We start from the raw sequence: 26,266 nt of genomic DNA, 5'->3' as shown, positions 1-26,266 counted from the left end.
TTGTCCGACTCCTGGCACTGTGGCCCGCGCCTCGCTCAGCCCGCACCGCCCGCGGCCGGGAGGTCCTCGCCGGCACCGGTCCTTCTGGACGCCCGGACCCGGCGGAACGTGCGCAGGCCCACCAGCAGGAACAGGGCGGCGGCCGCGGTGATGGTGATGATCAGGGTGATCTTGCCGTACGCGGTGGAGGTGAGCTCGAGCCGGGCGGTGGACCCGAGCGGGGTGCCGCCCGGGGTGGACAGCGACACGTCCACGGTGAACCGGCCGGACCGGATCACCTCGGCCGGCAGATAGCGGTTCACCGCGCCGTGCGCCGGGATCAACACGTCGGTCAGCGGCTCCGGGCGCACGCCGGGGGTGTCGCCCAGCTTGATCCGGACGGTGATGGCCACCGGCATGGTGTTGGACAGCAGCACCGGGATCGGGCTGTTGCCCGACGCCAGGGTCAGCGGCCGGCCCGGGTTGTTCACGGTGACCTGCCGGCTCAGCGCGCCGAGCTGGGCGGCCACCTCCGCGGTGGCCCGCTCGGCCGCCCCCGGCCGGCCCCGCCACGCGGTGGACGCCGCCCGGAGCAGCCCGTAGTGCAGCGGGGCGATCAGCACCTGCGGGTCGACCTGGGCGGTGTCGTCGATGCTCATCGCGTCGCGCAGGTCCCGCTGGGCGGCGTTGATCCGGACCACCTCGGCGGTCGCCGTCGAGGCGATCTCGGCGGCCCGTTCGTCGGAGCCGTAGCTGATGCCGGCGGCGTTGCCCTTCGGCTCGGCGGCCACCGCCTGCGCCAGCGGCACCGGCTGGGCGAACCCGGCGGTGAACACGTCCCGCAGGGTGGCCAGGAATACCTGCAGCTCGTCGGATGGCGCGGCCCACCGGCGCGGCGGCGCTATCAGCATCGGCCGGCCGGGCTCGGTCAACGCGGTCCGCAACGCGACCGCGGCCACCGCGCCCTGCACCGAGAGCGGCCGGCGCTGGTCGGCCGGGTCGCCGCTGTCCCCGCCGAGCAGCTCGGAGACCGTCGGGTCGATCGGCAGCGCGCGCACCGCCGCCGACTCGCCGACCGCGTAGGGCTGCGCGCCCTGCCGGCCGCGCAGGTTCGCCGGGTCGGTCAGCACGGTGGTCGGGCCGACGCCGGTGATGTCGGCCAGGGTGCGCTCGTCCAGCGTGCCGCCGGCCGGCCAGAGCACGCCGGGCAGCGGCGCGGCCGGCTTGAGCGCCTCGGAAACGACGGATGCACTGGACAGGGCGAGCTTCTCCAGGTCGGCGGCGCCCGCCCGGGACAGCGCCACCAGGTCGGCGTCGGCGTACGGCACGGCGATCACACAGTGCTCGCGGGCGAGCGCGCGCAGCGAGGCCAGCCAGGCGGCCGCGGCCGGGGCGCCGGTGCCGGCCGCCACCCGGCCGTCGCCGGTGCGCACCTGGTAGCCGACCGCCATCAGCTGCACGGTCTCCAGCAGGTCGGGGTCGACGGCGAGGCAGGTCGCCGAGAGCAGTTGCGGGCCGGCGCCTGCGATCGCGGTCAGCAGGCCGTGCAGCCGGCCGCCGGGCGCGAGCGAGCCGGCCAGGTCGTCGTCGGTCAGCACCGGACGGCCGTCCGGACCCTGCACCACCCGGGGGTTGTCGTCGATGAGCGGCCAGAGCAGGGTGACGCCGGTCGGTGTGCCGGCGGTGGCCGTGGCGCCGGTGCCCGGCACGGACAGCGCCGGCAGCAGCACCGACTCGGCGGCCAGCCGGGCCCGGCCGCTGTACTCCGGCTGGCCGTTGACGTTGACCAGCAGCGGGTACACGCCGGGTTCGTCGATCCGCAGCGAGCTGTCCGCGCCGCGCACCGGCACGGTGACCGCGACCTCGGCACTCGCACCGGGTTCGAGCCGGTCGGCGACCGGAATGAACGTCGACTGGGCGGCCACCGGGTCGTCCTTGCGGTTGTGGGCCTCGCGCAGGTCCGTGTCGGTGGTCAGCACCTCGCCGCGCTGCAGCCGCACCTGGACCCGGTCGATCCGGCGGTCGCCGGTGTTGGTGACCCGGCCGGTGACCGTGACCACCGGTGTGTCCGCGGTGATCACCCGGGGCACCAGCGACGCCACGTCCAGCCGCATCCGGCTGGGCGACTCGGGCACCGTGGGCGTCGGCTGAGCGGCGGCGCCGAACGGGGCGGCCAGGGCCAGCAGCACCGCCGCCAGCAACATGACCACGGTCACCCGTGTGACTCTGTTCATAGTCGCGGTCACGCCGGCTCCTCCCGCCCGGCAAGCAGCTCCCGCGCCTTGCGGACCAGGCGGCGCTCGTCGGCGTAGGCGAGCCGGTCGTCCAGCTCCTCGAGGGCAACCCAGGCGACCTCGGTGACCTCGACGTCCGCGTCGGACAGCTCGCCCGCGGTGGCCTGCAGCAGGAAGTGGTGCACGGTCTTGTGGATCCGCCGGTTGTCCGCGACGAACCAGTAGTCGATGGTGCCGAGCGGGCGCAGCACCCGGCTGGAGATGCCGGTCTCCTCGGCCACCTCGCGCACCGCGGTCTCCTCCGGTGTCTCGCCGTCCTCGATGTGCCCCTTCGGCAGCGACCAGAGCAGCCGGCCGCGCCGGTCCAGCCGGCCGATGAGGGCGACATTCGCCTGGTCAGCGTCCAACACCACGCCTCCGGCCGAGGTCTCGTCCACGGCGGCCACCCGCCGGCCGCGCCGCCGGCCGCGGCGCCCGGAGCGGGCACCGCGAGGGCGGCCGGACGAGGTGGGCATGTCCGCGATCGTAGTTGTCACCACACGCACGGGAACGCTCGCCGGAGCCGGGCACGCAAACCGGACGACAGGCCGGATACGCTCGATTGTCATGTCGAGTTCCCCGTCCCGCCCGACCACCACCGTGGAAGAGCTGTTGCAGATCTCGCCCGTCGCCGAGGAGTTGGCCGCGCGGTTCACCGATGCCGGGCATCGGCTCTACCTGGTCGGCGGCAGCGTGCGGGACGCGCTGCTCGGCCGGTTGGGCGCGGACCTGGACTTCACCACCGACGCCCGGCCCGGCGACATCCTGAAGATCCTGTCCGGGTGGACCGACGCGGTCTGGGACATCGGCATCGCGTTCGGCACGGTCGGCGCCAGCAAGCGCGGGGTCACGTGCGAGATCACCACCTTCCGGGCGGACAGCTACGACCGAGTGACGCGCAACCCGGAGGTTCGGTTCGGTGACTCGATCGTTGACGACCTGGTGCGCAGGGACTTCACGGTCAACGCGATGGCCATCGACTTGTCGACAAGACAATTTATCGACCCGTACGGCGGGGCCAGCGCACTGGCCGAGCGCCGGCTGGACACCCCGGCCACCCCGGAGGAGTCCTTTGCCGACGACCCGCTCCGGCTGATGCGGGCGGCCCGGTTCGTCAGCCAGCTCGGCTTCCAGCCCGCGCCCCGGGTGCTGGCCGCGATGACCGCGATGAGCGAGCAGATCACCCGGGTGACCGTCGAGCGGATCCAGGTCGAGCTGTCCAAGCTGCTGCTCGGCAGCCACGCGCGGGCCGGGGTCGAGCTGCTGGTGGACAGCGGGCTGGCCGACCACGTGCTGCCCGAGGTGCCGGCCATGCGGTTGGAGATCGACGAGCATCACCAGCACAAGGACGTCTACCAGCACTCGCTGGTCGTCCTCGACCAGGCGATCGACCTCGAGGAGCCGGACAGTGAGCCGGACCTGGTGCTGCGCCTGGCCGCGCTGCTGCACGACATCGGTAAGCCGGACACCCGCCGGCACATCCCGGACGGCGGGGTGAGCTTCCACCATCACGAGGTGGTCGGCGCCAAGCTGACCCGCAAGCGGCTGCGGGCCCTGCGCTACGCCAAGGACGTCGTCGACGACGTGGCCAAGCTGGTCTACCTGCACCTGCGGTTCCACGGCTACGGCCGGGGCGAGTGGACCGATTCGGCGGTTCGCCGCTACGTCACCGACGCCGGTGAGCTGCTGCCCCGGCTGCACAAGCTGGTCCGGGCCGACTGCACCACCCGCAACCGGCGCAAGGCCGCGACCCTGCAGCGGACCTACGACGAGCTCGAGGAGCGGATCGCCCGGATCGCCGCCGAGGAGGACCTGGCCCGGGTGCGCCCGGACCTGGACGGCAACGAGATCATGCGGCTGCTCGGCATCCCGCCGGGGCCGCTGGTCGGCCAGGCCTGGACTCATCTCAAGGAACTGCGGCTGGACCGCGGGCCGCTCGAGCACGACGAGGCGGTCGCCGAGCTGCTGCGCTGGGCCGCCGAGCGGGGCATCACTGCGCCGGGTGCCGACGGCTGACCAGCTGGAAGCCGGCCAGGCCGGCCAGGTAGAGACCGGCCGCCACCACGATCAGGGTGGCCGACCGGCCGTTCATCGGCACCACGGCCGCGGCCAGCGCCACGCCCGCCACCTGGGTGATGTTGAACAGCGTGTCGTACAGCGCGAACACCCGGCCCCGGGTCTCGTCGCCGATGTCGCGCTGCACGGCGGCGTCCACGCACAGCTTGACCACCTGGCCGGCGTAGAGGATCACGAAGGTGGCCAGCAGCACCGAGGGCAGCGTCATCAGCAGGCCGAGGCCGAGCTGGGCGACCGCGGCCAGCATCAGCGCCGCGGAGATGGACCGGCGCCGGCCGATCCGCCCGACCAGCCGGGCCGTGGTCAGTCCGGCCACCAGGATGCCGAGCCCGCCGGCGGCGAAGATCTCGGCCAGGCCCGGCAGACCGGCCTTCAACGGACCCATGTCGGTGAAGCTGTACCGCATCAGCAGCACGGTGAGCAGAAACGAGATGCCGACCGCGGCCCGGTGCGCGAACAGCGCGATGAAGCCGGCGGCCACGGTCGGGGCACGCAGGGCCGCCCGGCCGCCGTCGAACAGCCCGCGGACCACCGCCCACAGCGCCAGCGCCGGCTCGTCCACCTTGTCCGGGCCCAGCTCGCCGCGGGCGAACCGGATCGCGAAGGCGGCCGCGGCCACCGAGCCGGCCGCGGCCACCGCCGTGGTCAGGCCGGACCCGACGTTGCCGGCTCCCCACAGCGCGCGCAGCCCGACCGCGCAGATCCCGCCGAACACGGCGATCAGCGCGCCGAGCGTGGTGGCCAGCGCGTTGCCCTCGACCAGGTTGCGCACCGGGACCACGTGCGGCAGCGCGGCGGACAGCCCGGACAGCACGAACCGGCTGATCCCGATCACCAGCAGCGCGAGCAGCAACAGCACCGAGCCGCTGACCCCGGTGGCCACGCACAGCGCACAGACCAGGATCAGCGCGCCGCGCAGCAGGTTCGCCGCGACCAGCACCCGGCGCCGGTCCCAGCGGTCCAGCAGCGCGCCGGCGAACGGCCCGACCAGCGAGTACGGCAGCAGCAGCACGGTGAACCCGGCCGCGATGGCCAGCGGCGACGCGCCCCGCTCCGGGTTGAACACGACCGCACCGGCCAGGCCGGCCTGGAACAGGCCGTCGCCCCACTGGGCGGCGAACCGGCTGAGCAGCAGCCGGCGGAACCCGGCGATCGCAAGCAGCCGGCGCGGGCCGATCCGGTCGTGGCGGTGACCACCACGGGACGGCACGGGGGCCGGCGCCGCCGGGGATGACGGCGCGTCCGCCGGTGTACTCACGATGGATCAGCCTACGACTCGGTGGGTGGCGTGGGGGATGACGGAAAAGGCCCGGGCGGCCCCGGTTGTCGGGGCCGCCCGGCAGCCGGCGTCCGGTCGCCTCTCGGCGAAAATGCGCGACGTGGCTCCAGCCGAACGGTATTCCACGCCGGCGGTTCTGGTTGGGCCCGGGGGACTCGATGACGCCGGCACCAGCACAACGAGTCGGGCCCTCGGGTTGTTCCCCGGCCGGTCCGGGATGGGATCATGTCGGCGTGCACCCCGACGCGGACGTGGAGCCGGGCACGCTGCTCGTCGCGGCGCCCAGCCTGCAGGATTCCAACTTCCGCCGGACGGTGGTGTTCATCATCGACCACCGGGGGGAGGGCACCCTCGGCGTCGTGCTCAACCGGCCGAGTGACGTGCCGGTGGACGACGTGCTGCCGACCTGGGGTCCGCACGTGAGCCAGCCCGGGGCGGTGTTCGTCGGCGGGCCGGTGGAACAGAAGACCGCACTGTGTCTGGCCGCGATGCGCACCGGCGAGGACATGTCCGGGGTCACCGGGCTGATCGGCGTGCGCGGCCCGGTCGCCCTGGTCGACCTGGACACCGATCCGGTCCCGCTGGTGCCCAAGGTGCGCGGGCTGCGGGTGTTCGCCGGGTACGCCGGCTGGGACGTCGGCCAGCTCGCCGGCGAGATCGAGCGCGGCGACTGGATCGTGGTGCCGGCGCTGCCCGGCGACGTGCTCGCCTCGCCGGAGCACGACCTGTGGGGCCGGGTGCTGCGCCGGCAGGGGATGCCGCTCGCGCTGCTCTCCACCCACCCCGGCGACGTAAGAATGAACTAGCGTGGGCCAATTTCTCGGATCACCGGGGTGAGTCCTGGCCCAACCAACGCAACCTCAGGGGCACCGTGACGGCGCCCAGCCACAATCAACCGCTGATCCGCACCCCTCGCCGGGACGTGACGACAGCAGTGAAATTCCGGAGAGGCGGACCGGGTCCAGTCCATGGACTGGCCGGCTCCGAAGTTCCCATGAGTGATAGGGGACCTCGGTGGCCAGACAGCAACGGCCGGTGCCGGACGGAGCGCTCGGCGAGTTCGCCCGCGGTTTGCGCAGGCTGCGCCGCCGGGCCGGCAACCCGAGCCTGCGGTCGCTTGCCGCAGAGACCGGCTACCCGGTGCCGGACCTGGCGGAGCTCACGGCCGGCGAGACCATCCCTCCACTCACGGTCACCCTGGCCTACGTCACGGCGTGCGGCGGCGACGTGGAAGCCTGGGCGAACCGCTGGGCCGCGCTCAGCACGCCGGGCGTGGCGCCTCCCGAACGGCCGGCCGGGTCCTCCGTCGTCCCCCGACAACGGCGGCGGACCCGGCTGGCGCTCAGTCTCGGTGGCCTGGCGGCCGTCCCGCTGGTCGTCGCCGCGGTCCTGATGGTCGGCTCGTCCCAGTCGCCGCCGCTGGGTGTCGCCGCGACGCCGACGTTCCCGGCCGCGGCGACGACAGCCTCCCCCGCCGTCAGCATCGACCTGGATCCGCCCCGGATGTTCCGCGCCGTTGCCGGGCCGGCCTGCCCGATGGACGACTCCCGGCGGACCACCGTCTCCGGTGCGTCCGGCAACCGCGGCTGGCGGGCGGAGCACGGCGGCAGTTGGACCGGCGACGGCTGCGCCGACACCTTCCTCTTCGCGGTGCTGAAGTTCGACCCCCGCCGGGCGGACAACCCGGAGAACTACGTCCAGTGGCTGTTCCGGCTCGAGGAGGCCACCGCACAGAGCTGTCAGATCGAGGTCTACGTGCCGGCCTCGGCCCGGGCGCACGCGGTGGTCCGGTACGACCTGGCCGACCGGTTCGAGAACTTCGACGTGCCGATCGGGGAGTTCACCGTGGACCAGGCGGCCAACCGGGGCCGCTGGGTCACCGGGACCACGGTGCTGGTGGAGACCGGCGCGGTGCTGGTCCAGCTCGGCGGCGACGGCGAGGGCCTGCCGCCCGGACCGAACCCGATCGCGGCCGGCCCGGTCCGGATCAACTGCGTGACGACGACGTGAGCACGCAGTTCCCGCAGGCGCAGCCGGAGCATCCGGCCGGGCGGGCCGGCTCGGGTTCCGGCACGGCCAGCGCGGCCCGGTGGCCGAGCACGCCGGCGCCCGTCGCGATGCCGATCATTCCGGCCAGCCCGAGCAGCACGCAGGCGAGCACGGCGGCGGTGCCCGGTACCAGCAGCGCCGCCACCCCGGCCAGCACCCCGACCAGCCCGGCGACCACGGTCGGCGGCCCGGCCACCCGGTTGGCCAGCCGGAACGCCGCGTCGCTGCGCATCGACGCGGCCGTGCGCACCCCGACGAACCGGTTGCGCGACAACCGCTGCCGGCTGCCCAGCAGGCCTACGACGGCGACGGCGAGCCCGGTCGAGACGGGCAGGATGGCGAGCACGGACACGCCCGCGATGGTATGCGGGTTGCGGGCGGGGGCTATCCTCAGGTACATGAGCACGGCACGCCTGCTCCTTATCCAGCCGCGCTGACCCGGTCGGTGGTCCGCGCGGCAACCCCTCATGCTCGTCTGAGCGGAGGGGTTTTGTTCTGTTCAGGAGCGGCAAACGGAAGGAACGGCCATGACTGACGCTGCCGAGGCGGTACCGGCACACCGGTACACCGCCACGCTGGCCGGCGCGATCGAGCGCCGCTGGCAGTCGTACTGGGAGGAGCACGGCAGCTTCAACGCACCCAACCCGACCGGGCCACTGGCCGGCAGCGTGCCCGAGGACAAGCTGTTCGTGCAGGACATGTTCCCGTACCCGTCCGGCGCCGGGCTGCACGTCGGCCACCCGCTGGGGTTCATCGGCACCGACGTGTTCGCCCGCTACCACCGCATGGCCGGCCGCAACGTGCTGCACACCATGGGTTTCGACGCGTTCGGGCTGCCCGCCGAGCAGTTCGCGGTGCAGACCGGGCAGCACCCGCGCAAGACCACCGAGGACAACATCCAGACCTACCTGCGGCAGATCCGCCGGCTGGGGCTGGGCCACGACGAGCGGCGCCGGTTCGCCACCATCGACCCGGACTACTACCGCTGGACCCAGTGGATCTTCCTGCAGATCTTCAACTCCTGGTACGACGAGCGGGCCGGCCGAGCCCGGCCGATCGCCGAGCTGGAGGCGGAGTACGCGGCCGGCACCCGGTCCACTCCGGACGGCCGCGGCTGGGCCGAGCTGACCGGTGCCGAGCGCAGGGAGATCGTCAACGACCACCGGCTGGCCTACCTGTCCGACGCGCCGGTGAACTGGGTGCCCGGCCTGGGCACGGTGGTGTCCAACGAGGAGGTCACCGCCGAGGGGCGCAGCGAGCGGGGCAACTTCCCGGTGTTCCGCAAGAACCTGCGCCAGTGGATGATGCGGATTACCGCCTACGCCGACCGGCTGATCGACGACCTGGACCGGCTGGACTGGCCGGAGAAGATCAAGGCCATGCAGCGCAACTGGATCGGGCGCTCGCACGGCGCCCGGATCCGGTTTCCGGTGGATGCGGTCGCAAGCCACGATCGCGATGCCGCCGGGGCGGCGGCGATCGAGGTGTTCACCACCCGGCCGGACACCGTGTTCGGTGCCACCTACATGGTGCTGGCGCCGGAGCACCCGCTGGTGGACGTGATCACCGCGGCCGCCTGGCCGTCCGATGTGGACGAACGGTGGACCGGCGGTGCGGCCCACCCGGCCGAGGCGGTGGCCGCCTACCGGCGGGCCGCGTCGCTGAAGTCCGAGCTGGATCGGCAGGAGAACCGGGACAAGACCGGGGTGTTCCTGGGCACGTACGCGATCAACCCGGCCAACGACGCCCGGATCCCGGTGTTCGTCGCCGACTACGTGCTGATGGGCTACGGCACCGGCGCGATCATGGCGGTGCCCGGGCAGGACCAGCGGGACTGGGACTTCGCCGAGAAGTTCGGGCTGCCGATCGTGCGCACCGTGCAACCGCCGGCCGACTTCACCGGCGAGGCCTACCTGGGTGCCGGCCCGGCGGTCAACTCCGGGTTCCTGGACGGGCTGGACGTCGACGAGGCCAAGAAGACGATCATCGCGTGGTTGGAGGAGCACGGGCACGGCCAGGGCATGATCCAGTACAAGCTGCGGGACTGGCTGTTCTCCCGGCAGCGGTACTGGGGCGAGCCGTTCCCGATCGTCTACGACGAGACCGGTGCGCCGATCGCGCTGCCCGAGCACCTGCTGCCGGTCGAGCTGCCCGAGGTGGACGACTACGCGCCGGTGACCTACGAACCGCAGGACGCCGACACCGAGCCGACCCCGCCGCTGTCCAAGGCGACCGGCTGGGTCACCGTCGAGCTGGACCTGGGCGATGGCCCGCGCAGCTACCGGCGGGACACCAACACCATGCCCAACTGGGCCGGATCCTGCTGGTACCACGTGCGCTACGTGGACCCGTCGGACCAGGAGCGGATGGTCGAGCCGGAGAACGAGCGGTACTGGCTGGGTCCCCGGCCGCGGATCCACGGGGCGAACGACCCGGGCGGCGTCGACCTGTACATCGGCGGCGTCGAGCACGCCGTGCTGCACCTGCTGTACTCCCGGTTCTGGCAGAAGGTGCTGTACGACCTGGGTCACCTGAGCGCCGACGAGCCGTACCGCCGGCTGTTCAACCAGGGCTACATCCAGGGTTACGCCTACACCGACGCCCGCGGCGTCTACGTACCCGCCGAAGAAGTGTCCGAAGTGGACGGAAAGTTCCTGTGGAACGGACAGGAAGTCCGCCAGGAGTACGGAAAGATGGGCAAGAGCCTGAAGAACGTGGTCACCCCGGACGAGATGTGCGAGCGGTACGGGGCGGACACCTTCCGGCTGTACGAGATGTCCATGGGCCCGCTGGAGGTGTCCCGGCCGTGGGCCACCAAGGACGTGGTCGGCGCGCACCGGTTCCTGCAGCGGCTGTGGCGCAACGTGGTCGACGAGGAGACCGGCGCGCCGCGGGTGACCGACGCCGAGCTGGACGAGGAGACCCTGCGCGCCCTGCACAAGACCATCGCCGGCGTGCGCGAGGACTTCGCCGGGATGCGGTACAACACGGCGGGCGCCAAGCTGATCGAGCTGAACAACCACGTCACCAAGCACTTCGCCGCCGGCGCCCCGCGCGCCGTCGTCGAACCCATGGTGCTGATGCTGGCCCCGCTGTGCCCGCACATCGCCGAGGAGATGTGGTCCCGCCTGGGCCACACCGAGTCGCTGGTGCACGGCCCGTTCCCGGTGGCCGACGAGCGCTACCTGGTCGAGGACACGGTGGAATACCCGATTCAGGTCAACGGCAAGGTCCGCTCCCGCGTCGTGGTCCCCGCCGCCGCCAGCACCGACGAGGTCACCGCCGCCGCGCTGGCCGAGGAGAAGATCGCCGCCTTGATCAACGGCGGCCAACCCCGCCGCGTGATCGTCGTCCCCGGCCGTCTGGTCAATGTGGTCCTGTAGCGGAACCCGATCCGGCCCGGCGGTGTAGAGAGAGGGACACGGACGGGCTGAGGAGAGCGGGTCACGGACGACCACGAGGCGGTGAGTCGGGCGCGCGGGGGCGACCTGGATGCCTACGGGGCACTGGTCGCGCGGTACAGCGCGCTCGCGCACCGGACTGCCTACCTGTTGGGGGCGGGGTCGAACGCCGAGGACGTGGTGCAGGAGGCGTTCGTGAAGGGCTTCCGGGCACTGCGCGGGTTCCGGCCGGACGGGGAGTTCCGGCCGTGGTTGCTGCGGATCGTGGCGAACGAGACCAGCAACCTGCACCGCTCGGCGCGGCGGCGCGCGGCGATGGAGCTGCGGGTGGCCGGGCTGGCGGCGCCGGCCGGCGAGCGGGACCCGGAGGCGGAGGCGATCTCCGGGGCGTCCCGGACCGCGTTGCTCGACGCGGTCCGGGCGCTGCCGGAACGGGACGCGATGGTGGTGACCTGCCGCTACTTCCTCGACCTGTCCGAGGCCGAGACGGCACAGGTGCTCGACTGGCCGGTCGGCACCGTCAAGTCCCGGCTGTCCCGCGCGCTGGCCAGGCTGCGGCCCGCCCTGACCGGCGGGGTCGGCGGCGTCGGCGAGGAGGCGGCCCATGGCTGAGCCCGACATCGGCCTCGCGCTGCGCGACCTCGGCGCCCACCTGGACGTGCCGGAGCCACCGGACGTCACCGCCGCGGTGCGCGCCCGACTCGAGCAACCGGTCCGGCGGACCTGGTCGACGCCGCGGCGCATCGCCGCCGCCGTGCTGCTGGTGTTGCTCGCCCTCGGCGTCCTGATCACCGTCTCGCCGCCGGTCCGCGCCGCCGTGCTGAACCTGCTGCGGTTCGCCGGAATCGAGTTCAGCACCGACTCCGCGCCGGCGCCGAGCCCGCTGCCGAGCACCGCCGCGCTGCCCGGCGAGCGCGCCGCCGACCTGGACACCGCGCGCCGGGAGTCCCGGTTCACCGTGTCGGTACCGGAGGCGCTCGGCCCGCCGGAGCGGGTGGTGCTGGCCGACGGGTCGCCGCCGCGGATCGTGTCGCTGATCTACCGGGACGGCGCGGTCCGGCTGGACCAGTTCGACGGCACCGTGGACTTCGCGCTGTACAAGAAGCTGATCGGCGGCGGCCAGGTGGACTGGACCGACGTCGACGGCGACGCGGCGGTCTGGGTGGCCGGGCCGCACGAGCTGGTCTACGTCGACCGGTCGGGCCAGTATCGCCAGGAATCGGCCCGGCTGTCCGGCACCACGCTGATCTGGCAGCGCGACGGTGTGACCATGCGGCTGGAGGGCGACTTCACCAAGGCGGAGGCGCTGGCCATCGCGGAGTCGGTCAGGTGAGCCCGACCTGCTGCATGATGTCGGTCAGCAGCGCCTCGAACAGCGGTTCCGGCTTGGCCACGGCGAACGGGAACCGGCCGAACACCTCAAGCGCGATCTGGCCGTAGAGCCGCACCCAGAACTTCAGGATCGCGTAGGCGGTGCCGACGCCAAGCGCGTCGGCCGGAACTCCGAATCCGGCCTCGGCGATCGTGGCCATCAGGTTGGCCCGGAACGTCTCCAGGTCGGCGCGCAGCTCCGCGGGCACCGAGTCGTCCGGCGGCGCGGCCAGCGTGGTCGTGGTGAGCACCTTGGCCGCCACCGCGAGGAAGACCTGGCCGAACGGGTCGGCGGCCGGCACCACGATCTGGGTGGACGCCTCCCCGGCGGACGGCTCGGCCGGCGAGGCGAACACCAGGCTGAACTCCTGCGGGTGTGCGATGGCCCAACGGCGAAACCCTCGGCAGATCGCGAACACCTGGCCGAGCACGTCGCTCTCCGGCAGCTCGGCGAGATCGTCGTTCAGCTCGGCGGCGAGATCGGTGCAGATGTCGGTCCTGATGTGCTCGATCAGGTCCTCGCGCGAGGTGTAGTAGCGGTACAGCGCCGGTGCGGTGATGCCCACCTTCCGCGCGATCGCCCGCAGGGTCACCGCCTCGGATCCCTGCTCCACGAGGAGGACGCGGGCCTGGTGGCGGATCTCCCGGTCGGTCTCCGCCTTGTCCCGTTCCCGGCGTGTGGCCGCCGTCATCACTCACCCCATTGCCCTACGTCAACAGTGCGAACACTACGGCACCGCACCGACCGTGGAACGTCGATCGTACGGCCGGTGTACACCGGTTATGCGATCGGTAACTGTGCGGCGCTACGGCCGCGGCGCCCGCTGGCTGCACGCGCTGGTGTACACCGGGGTGCTCACCGAGCTGGTGACCGGCGCCTGGTTCGTCCTGATCGGCTACGAGGCGGGGTTCGTCGTGGGGCTCACCGACGTGCACGAGTACGCCGGGTTCGCGCTGACCGCGGTGGTACTGGGCGGGATCGTGGTCGGCATCCGCGGCGCGCGCACGTTCCTCGCCGAGTCGGTCCGGTTCCGCCGGTCCGACCTGCGCTGGTTCCGGCACTGGCCGGCGGGGCTGCGCACCGGGCGGTTCGCCTACCACGACGGGCATTTCGACCCCGGACAGCGGCTGGCCAACCTGGTCATGGTGGTGCTGCTGGCGATCCTGCTGGCCAGCGGCGTCGGCGCCATGTACCTGCCCGGCCCGTTCGGCATCGCGGTGTTCCAGGCGCACCGGTTCGCGGCGTACGCGATCACCCCGGTGCTGCTCGGCCACATCGTGATCGCCGCCGGGATCCTGCCCGGCTACCGGGGCGTGTGGCGGTCGATGCACCTGGGCGGACGGTTGCCGGAGGAGGTCGCCGAGCGGATCTGGCCGGGCTGGCTCGCGGGGTACCGCGCCGCCGGCACCGACCGCTCGGGGGGCTACGCGATCGGCGCCGGCAGCGCGGAGCCCGGCACGGGCCGGGCCCCGACGCCGGGTTTGCGAACCTGGCGTGGGCTCTGGCGCGCAAGGTCGGGCAGCGCGCGGAAGAGTTGACGAACATTGTGGCATTCGAGATCCCTCGTGCCCGGTATTCGTTCACAGTTGCATACGGTTACTTGCCGGTTGGATTCTTCTCGGGTGGACGTGCTGGTGATCGGTTCGGCGAACGCCGACCTCGTGATGACCGTCGAGCGCCGGCCGGCTGCGGGCGAAACCGTGCTCGGGTCGGACACCGTGACGCTGCCCGGCGGTAAGGGCGCGAACACGGCGGTCGCGGCGGCCCGACTCGGCGGCCGGGTCGCGTTCCTCGGCGCGGTCGGCCCGGACGCGCACGGCGACCTGCTGCTGGAGTCCCTGCGCGCCGCCGGGGTGGACGTCACCGCGGTGCGCCGCACGGACCGGCCCACCGGCATCGCCTGCATCACGGTCACTCCGGACGGCGAGAACGCCATCGTGGTCTCGCCCGGCGCCAACCACGCGCTGCGCACCGCCGACGTGGACCGGGTGGACCTGGCCGGAACCCGGATCCTGGTGGCCTCGCTCGAGGTGCCGGTGCCGGTGGTGGAGCACGCGATCGCGGTGGCCGCCGCGCACGGGGTGCGGGCGATGCTCAACCTCTCGCCGGTGGCCCGGCTCGCCCCGGCCACGCTGGCCGCGCTGGACCCGTTGGTGGTCAACGAGCACGAGGCGGCCGCCCTGCTCGGCTCGGTTGGCGCCAACGCAACCGAAGTCCGGCGGCTGCTCGACCTCGGTCCGGTCTCGGCCGTGGTCACCCTCGGCGCGCGCGGCGCGGTGGTCGTATCGCCGGCCGGGCAGCGGGAGATTCCGGCGCCGCGGGTCGATCCGGTGGACACCACCGGCGCAGGCGACGCGTTCACCGGCGCGCTGGCGGTCGCCCTCGCCGGTGGCGCCGAGTTGGCCGACGCGGCCGAACTGGCCGTCCGGGTGGCCGCCTTCTCGGTGACCAGGGCGGGCGCCCAGCCGTCCTACCCGTCGGCCGCCGAGCTGAGCTGATCGCGGACCGCGATGAACGCGTCCACGGCCCGGTTCACCTCGTCGGTCGAGTGCGCGGCGGACAGCTGCACCCGGATCCGGGCCTTGCCGTGCGGCACCACCGGATACGAGAAGCCGATCACGTAGATGCCGCGCTCCAGCAGCAGGTCGGCCATCCGGGCGGCGCGGGCGGCGTCGCCGATCATCACCGGGACGATCGGGTGCTCGCCGGGCAGCAGGTCGAAACCGGCCTCGGTCATCCGGCCGCGGAACAGCTCGGTGTTCTCCCGCAGCCGGGCGAGCAGGTCACCGGACGAGGCGAGCAGGTCCAGCGCGGCCAGCGCGGCCGCGGTGATCGACGGCGCCAGCGAGTTGGAGAACAGGTAGGGCCGCGACCGCTGGCGGAGCAGCTCGATGATCGGTGCCCGGCCGGAGGTGTAGCCGCCGCTGGCCCCGCCGAGCGCCTTGCCCAGCGTGCCGGTGGTGATGTCGATCCGGTCGGTGACACCGAACCGCTCCGGGGTGCCCCGGCCGGTCTCGCCGATGAACCCCACGGCGTGCGAGTCGTCCACCATCACCAGCGCGTCGTGCCGCTCGGCCAGGTCGCAGATCTCGTCCAGCGGGGCGAAGTAGCCGTCCATGGAGAACACGCCGTCGGTGGCGATCAGCCGGTACCGGGCGTCGGCCGCGTCGGTGAGCTGTCGCTCCAGGTCGGCCATGTCGCGGTTGCGGTAGCGCAGCCGGCGGGCCTTGCACAGCCGGATCCCGTCGATGATGGAGGCGTGGTTGAGCTCGTCGGAGATCACCGCGTCCGCCTCGCCGAGCAGCGTCTCGAACAGCCCGCCGTTGGCGTCGAAGCACGAGCTGTACAGGATCGTGTCCTCGGTGCCGAGAAACTCCGACAACCGGGCCTCCAACTCCTTGTGCGGTTGCTGCGTGCCGCAGATGAACCGCACCGACGCCATCCCGAACCCCCACCGGTCCAGCGCCGCCCGCGCGGCCGCCACCAGCGCCGGATGGTCGGCAAGGCCCAGGTAGTTGTTGGCGCAGAAGTTCAGCACGGCGTCGGCCGGCTCCGCGCCCACCACCCGGATCGCCGAGTTCTGCGCCGAGCCGATCACCCGCTCGGACTTGTACAGTCCGGCCGCGCGGATCTCGTCCAGCGTGGTCTTCAGGTCCTCGCGCATGGTGCCGAACATCAGCCCTCCGCCGTCCAGTCCAGGATCACCTTGCCGCACCGGCCGCTCCGGGCGGTGTCGAACGCCGCGCGGTGATCCCGGTAGCCGAACCGGTGCGTGATCACCGGCGACAGGTCCAGGCCGGCCTGCAGCAGCACCGACATCGCGTACCAGGTCTCGAACATCTCCCGGCCGTAGATGCCCTTGACGGTGAGCATCTTCAGCACCACCGAGCTCCAGTCGACGGCGATCTCCTCGGCCGGCAGGCCGAGCATGGCGATCCGGCCGCCGTGCGTCATGTTGGCGATCATGTCGCGCAGCGCGGCAGGCTGCCCGGACATCTCCATGCCCACGTCGAAGCCCTCGGACATGGCCAGCTCGGCGTAGATGTCGGCGATCCTGCGCTGGCTCACGTCCAGCGCCAGGTCCACGCCGATCTTGCGGGCCAGGTCCAGCCGGTGCTCGCTGACGTCGGTGATCACCACGTGCCGGGCCCCGGCATGTTTGGCCACCGCCGCGGCCATCAGCCCGATCGGGCCGGCGCCGGTGATCAGCACGTCCTCGCCGAACACCGGGAAGGCGAGCGCGGTGTGCACCGCGTTGCCGAACGGGTCGAAGATCGCCGCGACGTCCAGGTCGACGTCGTAGGTGTGCACCCAGGTGTTCAGCTCGGGCAGCACGGCGTACTCGGCGAACGCCCCGGCCACGTGCACACCGACGCCGCGGGTGTTGGCGCACAGGTGCCGCCGGCCGGCCTTGCAGTTGCGGCAGGTGCCGCAGATCAGGTGTCCCTCGCCGCTGGCGATGTCGCCGATCGACACCCGGCTCACCCCGGGCCCGACCTCGACCACCTCGCCGACGAACTCGTGCCCGACCACCAGCGGCGGCCGGATGGTTCGCGCCGCCCAGTCGTCCCACGACTCGATGTGCAGATCGGTGCCGCAGATTCCGGTGCGCAGCACGCGCAGCACCACCTCGCCGGGTCCGGCCATGGGATCCGCCACGTCGGTCAGCTCCAGGCCGGGACCCTGGGCGACCTTGACCAGAGCCTTCACCACGTTCCTCCGTCAGTCCCGATCCCAGCCGACCTTCCACGGGAACCGGATCACCAGAGCGCCGATTCGCACGTAGGTCGGCCGGCGGATGGTCAACGACCCGGCCCGAACCAGGCCGGCCACCACGAAGTGCGGGTGGCCGACCAGGTCGCCGCCCACCTTGTCCCGCAGGCTGCCGGCGGTCACCTCGACGTCGTCGGTCGCCACGGTGGCACCGTCCGGCAGCAGCAGCTCCACCGACCCGCCGGTGACGTCCAGCTCCAGCCGGACCTCCGGGTGGTCGATGGTGGCCTCGGTGAAGTCCAACGACGTCGACCCCATCCGGTTGCGCACCACGAGCGTGCGCGGCACCACCCAGCGGCCGGCGCGTCTGATCGTGGACATGGTGGCGCGCAGCTCGAGCTGCTGCGGGTGGCGCGGCGAGCTGGGCTCACGGTGCACCATGCCCGGCAGGTCGGTGAGCACCGCGTTGAGCTCGGCCCGGGTCTTGGCGGCGAGTGCGGAGTCGGTCCGGCTGGTGAACTCGTCCAGGTCGATCAGTCCCTGGCCGATCGCCTTCTGCAGCAGGCCGACGACATGCTCCCGCTCGGCGTCGGACACGCGCAGCGTCCTCGGGTCGACAGGCGGGTTTGTCACGTCTCTAACCGTACTCAGCCCTCGCCGTCCAGACCGTGTTCGATGGCGTACCGGGCCAGCTCGACCCGGTTGTGCAGCTGAAGCTTGCGCAGCGTGGACTGCACGTGGTTCTCCACGGTGCGGTGCGACAGGAACAGCCGGTCGGCGATCTGCCGGGCGGTCAGGCCCTTGGCCACCAGCCGGAGCACCTCGGTCTCCCGCTCGGACAGCCGCGGCCCGGTGTCCTCCGGCTCGGCCGCCATCCGCCGGTACTCGCCGAGCACCAGCCCGGCCAGGCCGGCGGTGAACACCGCGTCGCCGGCCGCGGTCCGGGTCACCGCGTCCACCAGTTCCTGCGCCGAGGCGGACTTGACCAGGTAGCCGGACGCGCCGGCCTTGATCGCCTCCAGCACGTCGGCGTGCTCGCCGCTGGCCGAGAGCACCAGCACCCGGGTACCGGTCAGCCGGGCGGTGATCTGCCGGATCGCGTCCACGCCGGAGACGCTGCCCAGGTTGAGGTCCATCAGCACCACGTCCGGGCACACGGTGCCGGCGATGCGCACCGCCGCGGCCGCGTCGCCCGCGGTGGCCCGCACGTCGAACCCGCGCTCGGCGAGGTCGCGGGCCACCCCGTCGCGCCACATCGGGTGATCGTCCACCACCATCACCGTGATCATCGCGGCACCCGCACTTCCCACTCGGTTCCCGAGTCCGGCGCGGTCTCCAGCACGACGGTGCCGCCGAGACCGCTGACCCGGCCCTTGATCGACCGGGCGATGCCCATCCGGCCCTCCGCCTCGGCCGCCTCGAGCCGTCCGGTGGGGATGCCGGTGCCGTCGTCGCGCACGCTGACCACGACCTCGGCGCGGAGATCCTCGACCAGCACCCAGGCCCGCGCGTCCGGCCCGGCGTGCCGGTCCACGTTGAACAGCGCCTCGCGCACCAGCGACACCAGCTCGGTGACGGTGCCGGCCGGCAGCCGCACGGGGGTGGCCGGGACCGAGACCTGGATCCGGTCGGTGGCCAGCAGTTGCAGCCCCGGAGACAGGTCGGCGGTGCCGTCCTCGATCGGCGCCGGCGGCCCGGCGGTCACCAGCGCGCGCAACGCCACCTCCTGCTCCCCGGCCAGCCGGGCCAGCTCGGCCGCCTCGCCGCCCAACTCGGTGCCGCGCTTGCGGACCCGGGCCAGTACCTGCAGCACGCTGTCGTGGATGGTGCGGGCCAGCCGTTCCCGCTCGGCCGTCGCCGCCTCCGCGCGCAGCGCCCGGGCCAGCCGGTCGGCCGCCCGCCGGGAGTCCCGCGCGGCGATGCCGAGCACGAACCCGGCGCCGATCAGCAGCACCGCGTCCCGGGTCAGGTCGGTGTCGGCGAAGCCGCGCACGCCGTAGTTGAACCCGGCCACCACCAGGCCGAAGATCGCGCCGGCCACCGGTCCGCCGCACACCGCGCCGGCCGCGACCGCACCGGTGACCCAGATCGTCGGCAGCAGCGGGGTGGCCCAGTCGTGCAGCTGGGCGTCGGTCAGCACGAACAGCGAGCTGGTCATGAAGGCGCAGCAGACCACGAGGTCGAGCACCGTAACGGCGAGCCGGCGCCCGGACTGCCGGAGGTAGACCGCGGTGGTCACGGCGGTCCACCCGGCCATCAGGCCGACCAGCACCACGGCGAGCCCCGGCCGGGCGTAGCTGTCGTGGTGGACGATCACCACCCCGGCGGCGAACACCAGGGTCAGCAGCCGGAGCACCACGGCGCCCCACCACAGCGGGGTGGTCGGGTCGTCGGGGAGCATCGGCCGGGCGGTCATGGCCGGTCGGCGCCCTCACCGGCCGGATCCGGCTCGGCGGCCTCGTCGGCGTCCTCGATCGGATCGATCCGCTCCGGGTCGACCGGCGCGTCGTGCAGCAGCGACTTCACGCCGGCGTTGATGATCGCGAGCAGCGGGACGGCGAGCAGGGCCCCGGCGATCCCGGCCGCGATCAGGCCGGCGGCGATCGCGACCACCACGGCCAGCGGATGCAGCTTGACCGCGCGGCCGAGCAGCAGCGGCTGCAGTACGTGGCCCTCGATCTGCATGACACCGACGATGATCGCCAGCACGACCAGCGCGGTGATGAAGCCGTTGGCCACCAGCGCGACCAGCACCGCGACCGTGCCGGCCAGCACCGCGCCGATGATCGGGATGAACGCGCCGAGGAAGACCAGCGCGGCCAGCGGCACGACCAGCGGCACCCCGAGGATCCACAGCCCGATGCCGATGCCGACCGCGTCGAACAGCGCGACCAGCACCGTGGCCCGCACGTAGCTGACCAGCGCGGCGAACCCGCGACGACCGGCGACGTCCACCCGGTCGCGCACCCGCAGCGGCACGCCGCGGGTCACCCAGCGCCAGATCGTCCGACCGTCGTACAGGAAGAAGATCAGCGTGAACAGGGTGAGCAGGAAGCCGGTGAGCACCTCGCCGATGGTGGCCGCCGTGGTGAGCGCCCCTGAGGTGATCGCGGCCTGGTTCTCCTTGATCGTGTTGATCGAGCTGTTCACGAAGTTCGTCAGCTGGTCGCCGGTGAGGTGCAGCGGCCCGGTGATCAGCCACTGCCGGATCTGCTCGAGGCTGTTCGCGACCTGGTCCTGCAGCTCGGGCAGGCCGGCGATGAACTGGATGATCACGAAGGTGAGCACCCCGCCGACCACCGCGATGCCACCGATCAGGACCAGGGCGGCGGCCGCGGAACGGGGCACCCGCCAGTGCACCAGCCGGTCGACCGCGGGCGCCATCAGCGCGGCCAGCATCAGCGCGACGGCCACCGGCAGCACCAGGTGGAAGAAGTAGTTGATCAGCCACAGGATCACGTACACCGCGCCGATCACGAACAGGAACCGCCAGGCCAGCGCCGCGGCGACGCGCAGCCCTCTCGGCACCAGCTCGGTCACATCGGTCGCGGCGCCACCGCCCGCCGGGTGCTTGAGCCCGGCCACCCGGTTCTTCGTTGCTCTGGTCATCGGCGTCACGGTATCGGTCGAACCCGACATCTGGGGAGCGCGTGTCTGATCTGATGGCGCCGTGTTCGATCAGGCGCGCAGCGAGACCGAGCGGGCCGTGTGCACCGCGGTCGGCTCCGGCATCCGGCTGGACCTCGCCGGCCGGCCGGACCGCACGGTCCGGGCCGAGTTGCTGGCCGCGCTGCTGATCGCCGGCGGCCAGCCGGCGGTGCGGCTCGACCACGCGGTGGTCACCGGCACCCTCGATCTCGAGGGCCGGGTGCTGGACACGGTGCTCACGCTGCGCCGGTGCACCTTCGAGCAGCCGCCGCGGCTGATGCGGGCCCGGCTGATCGGCCTGTCCCTGCGCGGATCCCGGCTGCCCGGCCTGCGGGCACGCAACCTGCGGGTGGACAGCGACCTGGTGCTGGAGGCCGGGTTCACCAGCACCGGCCCGGTCGACCTGACCGACGCCACGGTGGCCGGCACGGTCCGGCTGGCCGGCGCGGTGCTGCGCCGGCCGGGTGGCGCGGCGTTGCTGGCCGCACGGTTGCGGGTGGCCGGGTCGGTCAGCGCGACCGCGCTGCGCGCCGAGGGCGAGGTGCGGCTGCGCGGCGCCGACATCGGCGGCAGCGTGCAGCTCACCGGCGCCCGGCTGGTGCACCCCACCGGCCACGCGCTGGAGGCGGCCGGCCTGGTGGTGGCCGGGAGCCTGCGCTGCGATGCCCACGGCGGCCGGTTCGACGTGGCCGGCCGGGTGGTCCTCGCCGGCGCCCGGATCGGCGGCGACGTGGTGTTCTCCGGCGCCCGGCTGCACGACCCGACCGACGAGGGCGGGCAGGTGTCGGTGGTGCCGCACGGCTCGGTGGAGGGCGAGTTCGTGCTGGACGCGGCGCGGCTGAAGGCGGACGGCGATCTGAAGCTGGACGAAGGGTTCGTGGCGGCCGGCGCGGTCGGGCTGCGCAGCGCCCGGATCGGTGGGCACCTGTTGCTGGCCGACGCCACCATCGGCCGGCCGGAGGTGGTGCCGGCGCTGTCCGCGTCGTTCGCCGCCGGGCGGCCGGTGGACCGGGTGCCGGTGGCGCTGGTGGCCGACGGCGTCGAGGTGGGCGGCGACGTCGAGGCGCGCGGCCGGGCGGGACTGCACGCCTACGGCCAGGTCCGGCTGGCCGACGCGATCGTGCACGGCAGCGTCAGCCTGTCCACGGTCCGGGTGCACGGTCCGGCGGTGGACGCGCTGTTCGCCGACCGGTTACGGGTGGGCGGAACGCTGTTCCTGCGCCGGGTGCGGATCAGCGGCTCGGTGCGGCTGCAGAACGCGCACATCGGGTCCAGCCTGGACTGTTCCGGGGCGCGGCTGCGCAAGCCGCGGCTGCGGCCGAACGGCTCGGTCAAGCCGTCGCTGGACGCCAGGGCCGCCACGATCGGCAAGGACCTGTTGTGCGGCGGCGGGTTCCGGGCGGCCGGCGGGGTCCGGGTGCGCTCGGTGGAGGTGGGCAAACTGGCCACGTTCGCCGGTGCCCGGCTGGGCGGGCGGACCGGGCCGGGACACCCGGTCCCGGCGGTCGCGCTGTCCGCCTACGGTCTGACCGCGGCGGAGCTGGTGCTGACCTTCCCGTCGGGCCGCCCGCCGCGCGGGCGGGTGGTGCTCACCCGGGCTCGCGTGGTGTCCATTGTGGACGGTTCGGGGCTGTACGCGTCGACCGGCGGGGTGGACCTCGAGGACTTCGGCTACACCGCGATCGCCGCGGCACCGGAGGTCGACGTGCGGACCCGGCTGGGCTGGTTACGCGCCGTGCAGCCGGATTTCGCGCCGGGTGCCTACGAGCAGTTGGCCGGAACGTACCGGGCCGGCGGGGACGAGGAGCGGGCCCGCCAGGTGCAGATCGAGCGACAGCGCCGCCGGTTCGCCGAGCTGCCCTGGCCCGGCCGGATGTGGGGCCGGCTGCAGGAGTGGACCGTCGGCTACGGCTACCGGCCGTGGCTGGCCATCGTATGGCTGGCCGTGTTCTGGCTTCTCGGCACGATCTGGTTCACCTTCCACGAGGCGCAGCGGTTGGATCCCGGCACGCAGCCGGTGTGGAATCCGGCGTTGCTGGCCACCGATCTGGTGCTGCCGATCGTGGATCTGGGGCAGGACAAGCAGTGGCAGCTGACCGGCGCGTCGCAGTGGATCTCCGCGGTGCTGATCGCGGCCGGGTGGGTGCTCGCCACGACCGCGGCCGCCGGCGCCACCCGGGTGCTCCGCCGCGGCTGAGAATCTCGTTCCTGTCACCCGATCAGGGAGTCTGTCCGGCTTTCGCGTGCGTGCCGGCCGGACGGATGAAAGTGTCACGGCTGCACTGCTCCCGTCCCCCGAGGTGAGTCTACTGTGGACAGATTTGCCACCCCGGAACGGAGCGACCGCTCGGGCGCTGAGCCGACCACGGGCGGCGGCGCGCAGGAGCCTCCATCCCTCCCGCGTCCTGTCGGCGAACAGTCCGCCGCCGCTCCCCCCGCCTGAGCCGCCGCCGGTGCGGCCCGCGACGCCGTATCCCGGCCACTCCCCAACCCCCACCTCCCGCAAGGGAATTCCAGAAGGAGAACCGTCGATGCATACCTGGGCGAAGTGCGGCCTGCAGACCGCGCTGGTCACGGGTGGCCTGTTGATGTTGGGCACCGGAATCGCGGCCGCGGACGAGGACGTAAGCCCGGACCGGCGGGTGCCGGCCCTGGACGGCGGCCTGGCCGTCCCGGTGACCATGCGGAACAACGCGGTCGGTACCCCGCTCGGCCCGGTGCACGCCCCGGAGCTGACCCGCGAGGTCGCGGTCCACCCGGCCGAACCCGTTGGCGCGGGCGGAAACCGGGTGAACGGCGATCTGGTGGTGCCGGTCGACGTGTCCGGCAACGCGGTCGCCGTTGGCGGCGACGCGGCGGTGGTCAACGAATCGGGCCGGCACGCCCGGGTGGCCCGGCCGGTGCGCACCGCGGCGGGCGGCCCGCTGGACGGCAACGTGGTCGACGCCGACTGGGCGGTCCCGGTCCAGGTCACCGGGAACGCGGTCGGCGCCTTCGGCCGCGCCGGCTCGGTCAGCACGGCCGGACAGCAGGCCGCCGCGACCGGCGACATCGAGACCGATGGCCGGGGCCGGCCGCTGGCCGGCAACGTGGTCGCCGGGCAGGGCGCCACCCCGGTGCAGGTCACCGGGAACGCCGTGTCGGCGCTGGGCGGCGCGACGACATGGTCGGACGCCAGCAGCGCCGGGGCCGCAGGCGGGTGGCTGCGGACCAGCGGTGACCGCGGCGCGGTCGCCGGGAACGTGGCCGCGGTTCCACTGGCCGTTCCGGTGCACGCCAACGGGAACGCGGTCGGCGTCGCGGGCGGGAGCCGGTCCCGGGCGCGCGCCGGGTCGGCGGCGCGGGCCGGCGACGACGGCCGGATCGACCGGCCGGCGCGACCGGCCTACGTCCGCACGTCGGGTGCGGGCGGCCTGCTGTCCGGCAACGTGGCCGATCCGTCCGCCGCCGGTCCGGTCTCGGCGCAGTGCGCCGCCGGCACCCTCGCGGGTGGTTCGGCGGCGGACTGCGCGACCGGCAGCGGCGCAGGCGCCGGGGGCGTGGTCCAGACCGACGGCACCCGGTCGACCGGCTCGGGCGGCGTCGTCGGGCCGGCGTTCGCCGTGCCGGCCGAGGCGTTCGGCAACGCGCTGGCCGCAGGCGGGCAGGCCGCGAGCCGGCACCGTGGTGCCACCGATGCCCGGGCCGGCGGTGCCGCGTTCACCCTCGGCGACGGCAGCACCGCGGGCGGAACCGTCGCCGGCCCGGCGGCCAGCGGCCCGGTCGACGTGGCCGGGAGCGCGCTGTCCGTGCTCGGCGGCGCCACCGCCGAGAGCGCAAGCACCGCCAACAGCAGCACCGGCGGGTACGCCGGCACCACCGGTTCGGGGTCCACGGCCGGCGGCACCGCCGCGACCATCCCGGTCAGCCGGCCGGTCGAGGCGTTCGGCACCGCGGGCTCGGTACTCGGTTCGGCCGGCGCGCACGCCGTGGAGACCAAGGAGTCGACCGCGGGCGGCTACACCAACACCGACGATCCCGGCGGGTTCGGTGCGGCCAACCTGGTGCATGTGCCGGTGGCCGGACCGGCTCAGCTGCTCGGCAACGGCGCCGGGGTGCTCGGCCGCACCGCCACGTTCACCGAGTCGGACACCTCGTCCACCGCGGGCGGTCCCACCGAGGCCACCGGAACGGGCGGCATCGGTTCCGGAAACATCGGTCAGCTGCCGGTCGCCCTGCCCGCGCAGGTGTTCGGCACCAACGTCACGGCCGGCGGCAGCGGCACCGCCGCGGCGCTGACCCGTACCGCGGCCACGGCCGGCGGCCCGGCGGCGACCGATGGCAGCGCCGGGCTGGGCGCCGGCAACGTGGCCGCCGTCCCGGTCGCCTCGGCGCTCGGCGTGTTCGGCGACTCGGTCGCCGTGCTCGGCACCGGCACCGGGCGCGCGGTGGCCGCGACCGGTAGCACGGCCGGGGGTGACCTGCGCAGTTCCGGGCGGGGCGGCACGGTGGCCGGTAACGTGATCGCGGCGCGGGCGATCCCGGTGGCCCAGGTCTTCGATTCGGCGGTGTCCGCGTTGGGTGGTACGAGCCGGGCCGGCGCCGGCACCGCGACGGTGGCCCGATCCGGCGGCGAGCCGGTGAGCGACGGGGAGTTCGGCATGATCTCCGGCAACGTTCTGGACCTGCCGGTCCGAGCGGGCGTTCCGGTCTTCGGCGTGCCGGTCGAGGTGCTCGGCGAGGCGATGTCGGCCGCGGCCGGTGCACACCGGCTGGCCGGGCCGGAGCCGGGTGAGCTGGACCTGGCCGGTGACCCGGCGGGCGGCCTGCCGGTCACCGAGCTGCCGGCGCTGCCCGATCTGCCCGAGCCCGATCTGCTCGAGTCCGACCTGACCGAGCCCGGCCTGCCCCTGGTGGCCGCGCCGGCCATGCCCGGTCCGGTTTCCCGGGCCACCCCGGCACTGTCCGGTTTGGACACCGCGCGGATGTTCAGCCCGGTCGCGCTGCGCGACAGCGCGTCGCTGGCCGACACCCGGGCCAGGCTGGCCGACCTGTTCGGCTGACCGCGCCCGGTCGGCGGGCCCGGGTGGGGTGCCCTTGGGCCCGCCGTCAGGCCCGGCCGAGGTTGCCGGCCATGCGTTCCAGCACGGCGAGCACGGTGGCGTACTCCTCGGCGCTGATGCCTTCGGTGAGCCGCAGCCGGCTGGCCTGGACCCGCTCGGCAAGGTCGGCGTGCGCCCGGCGCCCGTCGGCGGTGAGCGTGGTCCCGTCCACCCAGCCGCGGGCGGCGAGGTCGGCGAGCACCGGCGCCATGGTCGGCTCGGCGGCGGACCGGAACGGCGCGAGTGCGGCTTCGATGTCGGACTCGCCGCTGGCGAGCGTGTTGAGCACCTGCCAGTGCCGGCGGGTGAGCCGCTCGGCGGCCAGCAGCCGGGCGAAGTCCGCCTCGATCCGCCGGTCGATCTCCTTGAGCCAGTAGCCGATCGGACGGTGCACC

General features: G+C 73.5%; 22 protein-coding genes. 10 read left to right on the top strand and 12 right to left on the bottom strand.

From position 1 onward, the window contains the following. Nucleotides 1-35: 35 nt before the first annotated feature. Together VFV67_RS20920 and VFV67_RS20915 are read right to left on the bottom strand one after the other, a co-directional pair. The gene (locus tag VFV67_RS20920) at nt 36-2,195 is read right to left on the bottom strand and encodes a DUF6049 family protein (protein ID WP_326472270.1); all 2,160 of its coding nucleotides are present in this window, start codon (nt 2,193-2,195) and stop codon (nt 36-38) included. Nucleotides 2,196-2,221: 26 nt separating this feature from the next. Then, on the bottom strand, nt 2,222-2,728 hold the full coding sequence (locus VFV67_RS20915) for an NUDIX hydrolase (protein ID WP_326472269.1): 507 nt from the start codon (nt 2,726-2,728) through the stop codon (nt 2,222-2,224). Between the two features lie 91 nt (nt 2,729-2,819). On the opposite strand from VFV67_RS20915, the gene VFV67_RS20910 reads away from it, so the two are divergent. Continuing rightward, nucleotides 2,820-4,268: a CCA tRNA nucleotidyltransferase gene (locus VFV67_RS20910; RefSeq protein WP_326472268.1), complete on the top strand. Its 1,449-nt coding sequence runs from the start codon at nt 2,820-2,822 to the stop codon at nt 4,266-4,268. Here the strand turns inward: VFV67_RS20910 and VFV67_RS20905 are convergent. Next, nucleotides 4,243-5,505: an MFS transporter gene (locus VFV67_RS20905; RefSeq protein WP_326472456.1), complete on the bottom strand. Its 1,263-nt coding sequence runs from the start codon at nt 5,503-5,505 to the stop codon at nt 4,243-4,245. The genes VFV67_RS20910 and VFV67_RS20905 overlap by 26 nt on opposite strands. Nucleotides 5,506-5,840: 335 nt before the next feature. On the opposite strand from VFV67_RS20905, the gene VFV67_RS20900 reads away from it, so the two are divergent. Then, on the top strand, nt 5,841-6,413 hold the full coding sequence (locus VFV67_RS20900) for a YqgE/AlgH family protein (RefSeq protein WP_326472267.1): 573 nt from the start codon (nt 5,841-5,843) through the stop codon (nt 6,411-6,413). Between the two features lie 208 nt (nt 6,414-6,621). Continuing rightward, nucleotides 6,622-7,617, top strand: a complete 996-nt coding sequence (locus VFV67_RS20895) for a hypothetical protein (RefSeq protein ID WP_326472266.1) — start codon at nt 6,622-6,624, stop codon at nt 7,615-7,617. On the opposite strand, the gene VFV67_RS20890 is transcribed toward VFV67_RS20895, so the two are convergent. Next, nucleotides 7,595-8,008 carry an SdpI family protein gene (locus VFV67_RS20890; protein ID WP_326472265.1) on the bottom strand — a complete coding sequence of 138 codons (414 nt, stop codon included), beginning with the start codon at nt 8,006-8,008 and terminating at the stop codon, nt 7,595-7,597. The two genes, VFV67_RS20895 and VFV67_RS20890, sit on opposite strands and share 23 nt — an antisense overlap. Nucleotides 8,009-8,183: 175 nt before the next feature. On the opposite strand from VFV67_RS20890, the gene leuS reads away from it, so the two are divergent. From leuS to VFV67_RS20875, 3 genes are all read left to right on the top strand, one after another. Further along, on the top strand, nt 8,184-11,039 hold the full coding sequence (gene leuS, locus VFV67_RS20885) for a leucine--tRNA ligase (protein ID WP_326472264.1): 2,856 nt from the start codon (nt 8,184-8,186) through the stop codon (nt 11,037-11,039). An 81-nt stretch (nt 11,040-11,120) separates the two neighbouring features. After that, nucleotides 11,121-11,669: a sigma-70 family RNA polymerase sigma factor gene (locus VFV67_RS20880; RefSeq protein WP_326472263.1), complete on the top strand. Its 549-nt coding sequence runs from the start codon at nt 11,121-11,123 to the stop codon at nt 11,667-11,669. Further along, on the top strand, nt 11,662-12,390 hold the full coding sequence (locus tag VFV67_RS20875; RefSeq protein ID WP_326472262.1) for a hypothetical protein: 729 nt from the start codon (nt 11,662-11,664) through the stop codon (nt 12,388-12,390). Before VFV67_RS20880 ends, VFV67_RS20875 begins: the two co-directional genes overlap by 8 nt. Here the strand turns inward: VFV67_RS20875 and VFV67_RS20870 are convergent. Then, nucleotides 12,383-13,120: a TetR/AcrR family transcriptional regulator gene (locus tag VFV67_RS20870; protein WP_326472261.1), complete on the bottom strand. Its 738-nt coding sequence runs from the start codon at nt 13,118-13,120 to the stop codon at nt 12,383-12,385. The two genes, VFV67_RS20875 and VFV67_RS20870, sit on opposite strands and share 8 nt — an antisense overlap. A gap of 91 nt (nt 13,121-13,211) precedes the next feature. Here VFV67_RS20870 and VFV67_RS20865 point away from each other — a divergent pair, with 91 nt between their 5' ends. Then, nucleotides 13,212-13,967 carry a cytochrome b/b6 domain-containing protein gene (locus VFV67_RS20865; protein WP_326472260.1) on the top strand — a complete coding sequence of 252 codons (756 nt, stop codon included), beginning with the start codon at nt 13,212-13,214 and terminating at the stop codon, nt 13,965-13,967. A gap of 126 nt (nt 13,968-14,093) precedes the next feature. After that, nucleotides 14,094-14,927 carry a ribokinase gene (locus VFV67_RS20860; protein ID WP_326472455.1) on the top strand — a complete coding sequence of 278 codons (834 nt, stop codon included), beginning with the start codon at nt 14,094-14,096 and terminating at the stop codon, nt 14,925-14,927. Here VFV67_RS20860 and VFV67_RS20855 read toward each other — a convergent pair. Genes VFV67_RS20855 through VFV67_RS20830 form a run of 6 tightly spaced genes read right to left on the bottom strand, consistent with a single transcriptional unit; the run spans nt 14,900 to nt 20,751 of the window. After that, nucleotides 14,900-16,105, bottom strand: a complete 1,206-nt coding sequence (locus VFV67_RS20855; protein ID WP_326472259.1) for a glycine C-acetyltransferase — start codon at nt 16,103-16,105, stop codon at nt 14,900-14,902. The two genes, VFV67_RS20860 and VFV67_RS20855, sit on opposite strands and share 28 nt — an antisense overlap. Then, on the bottom strand, nt 16,105-17,139 hold the full coding sequence (gene tdh / locus VFV67_RS20850) for an L-threonine 3-dehydrogenase (protein ID WP_326472258.1): 1,035 nt from the start codon (nt 17,137-17,139) through the stop codon (nt 16,105-16,107). The genes VFV67_RS20855 and tdh overlap by 1 nt, the downstream gene beginning before the upstream one ends. 12 nt (nt 17,140-17,151) lie before the next feature. Beyond that, nucleotides 17,152-17,775 carry a DUF1707 domain-containing protein gene (locus tag VFV67_RS20845; RefSeq protein ID WP_326472257.1) on the bottom strand — a complete coding sequence of 208 codons (624 nt, stop codon included), beginning with the start codon at nt 17,773-17,775 and terminating at the stop codon, nt 17,152-17,154. Nucleotides 17,776-17,789: 14 nt separating this feature from the next. Then, nucleotides 17,790-18,431 (bottom strand): response regulator transcription factor, encoded by a 642-nt coding sequence (locus tag VFV67_RS20840; protein ID WP_326472256.1) that lies wholly within the window; start codon nt 18,429-18,431, stop codon nt 17,790-17,792. Next, complete coding sequence (gene macS, locus VFV67_RS20835; RefSeq protein WP_326472255.1) at nt 18,428-19,558, bottom strand: MacS family sensor histidine kinase; 1,131 nt, start codon at nt 19,556-19,558, stop codon at nt 18,428-18,430. Before macS ends, VFV67_RS20840 begins: the two co-directional genes overlap by 4 nt. Beyond that, entirely contained in the window at nt 19,555-20,751 is a 1,197-nt protein-coding gene (locus tag VFV67_RS20830) for an AI-2E family transporter (protein ID WP_326472254.1), read from the bottom strand. The genes macS and VFV67_RS20830 overlap by 4 nt, the downstream gene beginning before the upstream one ends. Before the next feature lie 61 nt (nt 20,752-20,812). Between VFV67_RS20830 and VFV67_RS20825 the strand changes: the two genes are divergently transcribed. Both VFV67_RS20825 and VFV67_RS20820 read left to right on the top strand, forming a co-directional pair. Beyond that, nucleotides 20,813-22,987, top strand: coding sequence for a hypothetical protein (locus VFV67_RS20825; RefSeq protein WP_326472253.1), 2,175 nt, complete (start codon nt 20,813-20,815; stop codon nt 22,985-22,987). A 334-nt stretch (nt 22,988-23,321) separates the two neighbouring features. Further along, nucleotides 23,322-25,832, top strand: coding sequence for a hypothetical protein (locus VFV67_RS20820; protein ID WP_326472252.1), 2,511 nt, complete (start codon nt 23,322-23,324; stop codon nt 25,830-25,832). A gap of 46 nt (nt 25,833-25,878) precedes the next feature. Here VFV67_RS20820 and VFV67_RS20815 read toward each other — a convergent pair whose 3' ends face one another. Next, nucleotides 25,879-26,265, bottom strand: coding sequence for a MarR family winged helix-turn-helix transcriptional regulator (locus VFV67_RS20815; protein WP_326472251.1), 387 nt, complete (start codon nt 26,263-26,265; stop codon nt 25,879-25,881). Nucleotide 26,266: the final 1 nt, after the last annotated feature.

Origin of the sequence: Actinophytocola sp. (assembly GCF_035762905.1) — a bacterium.
In the GTDB taxonomy this organism is placed as follows: Bacteria; Actinomycetota; Actinomycetes; order Mycobacteriales; family Pseudonocardiaceae; genus DASYTH01.
Note: the sequence above shows the minus strand (reverse complement) of the source record. Positions and strands in the feature narration are given on the sequence as shown.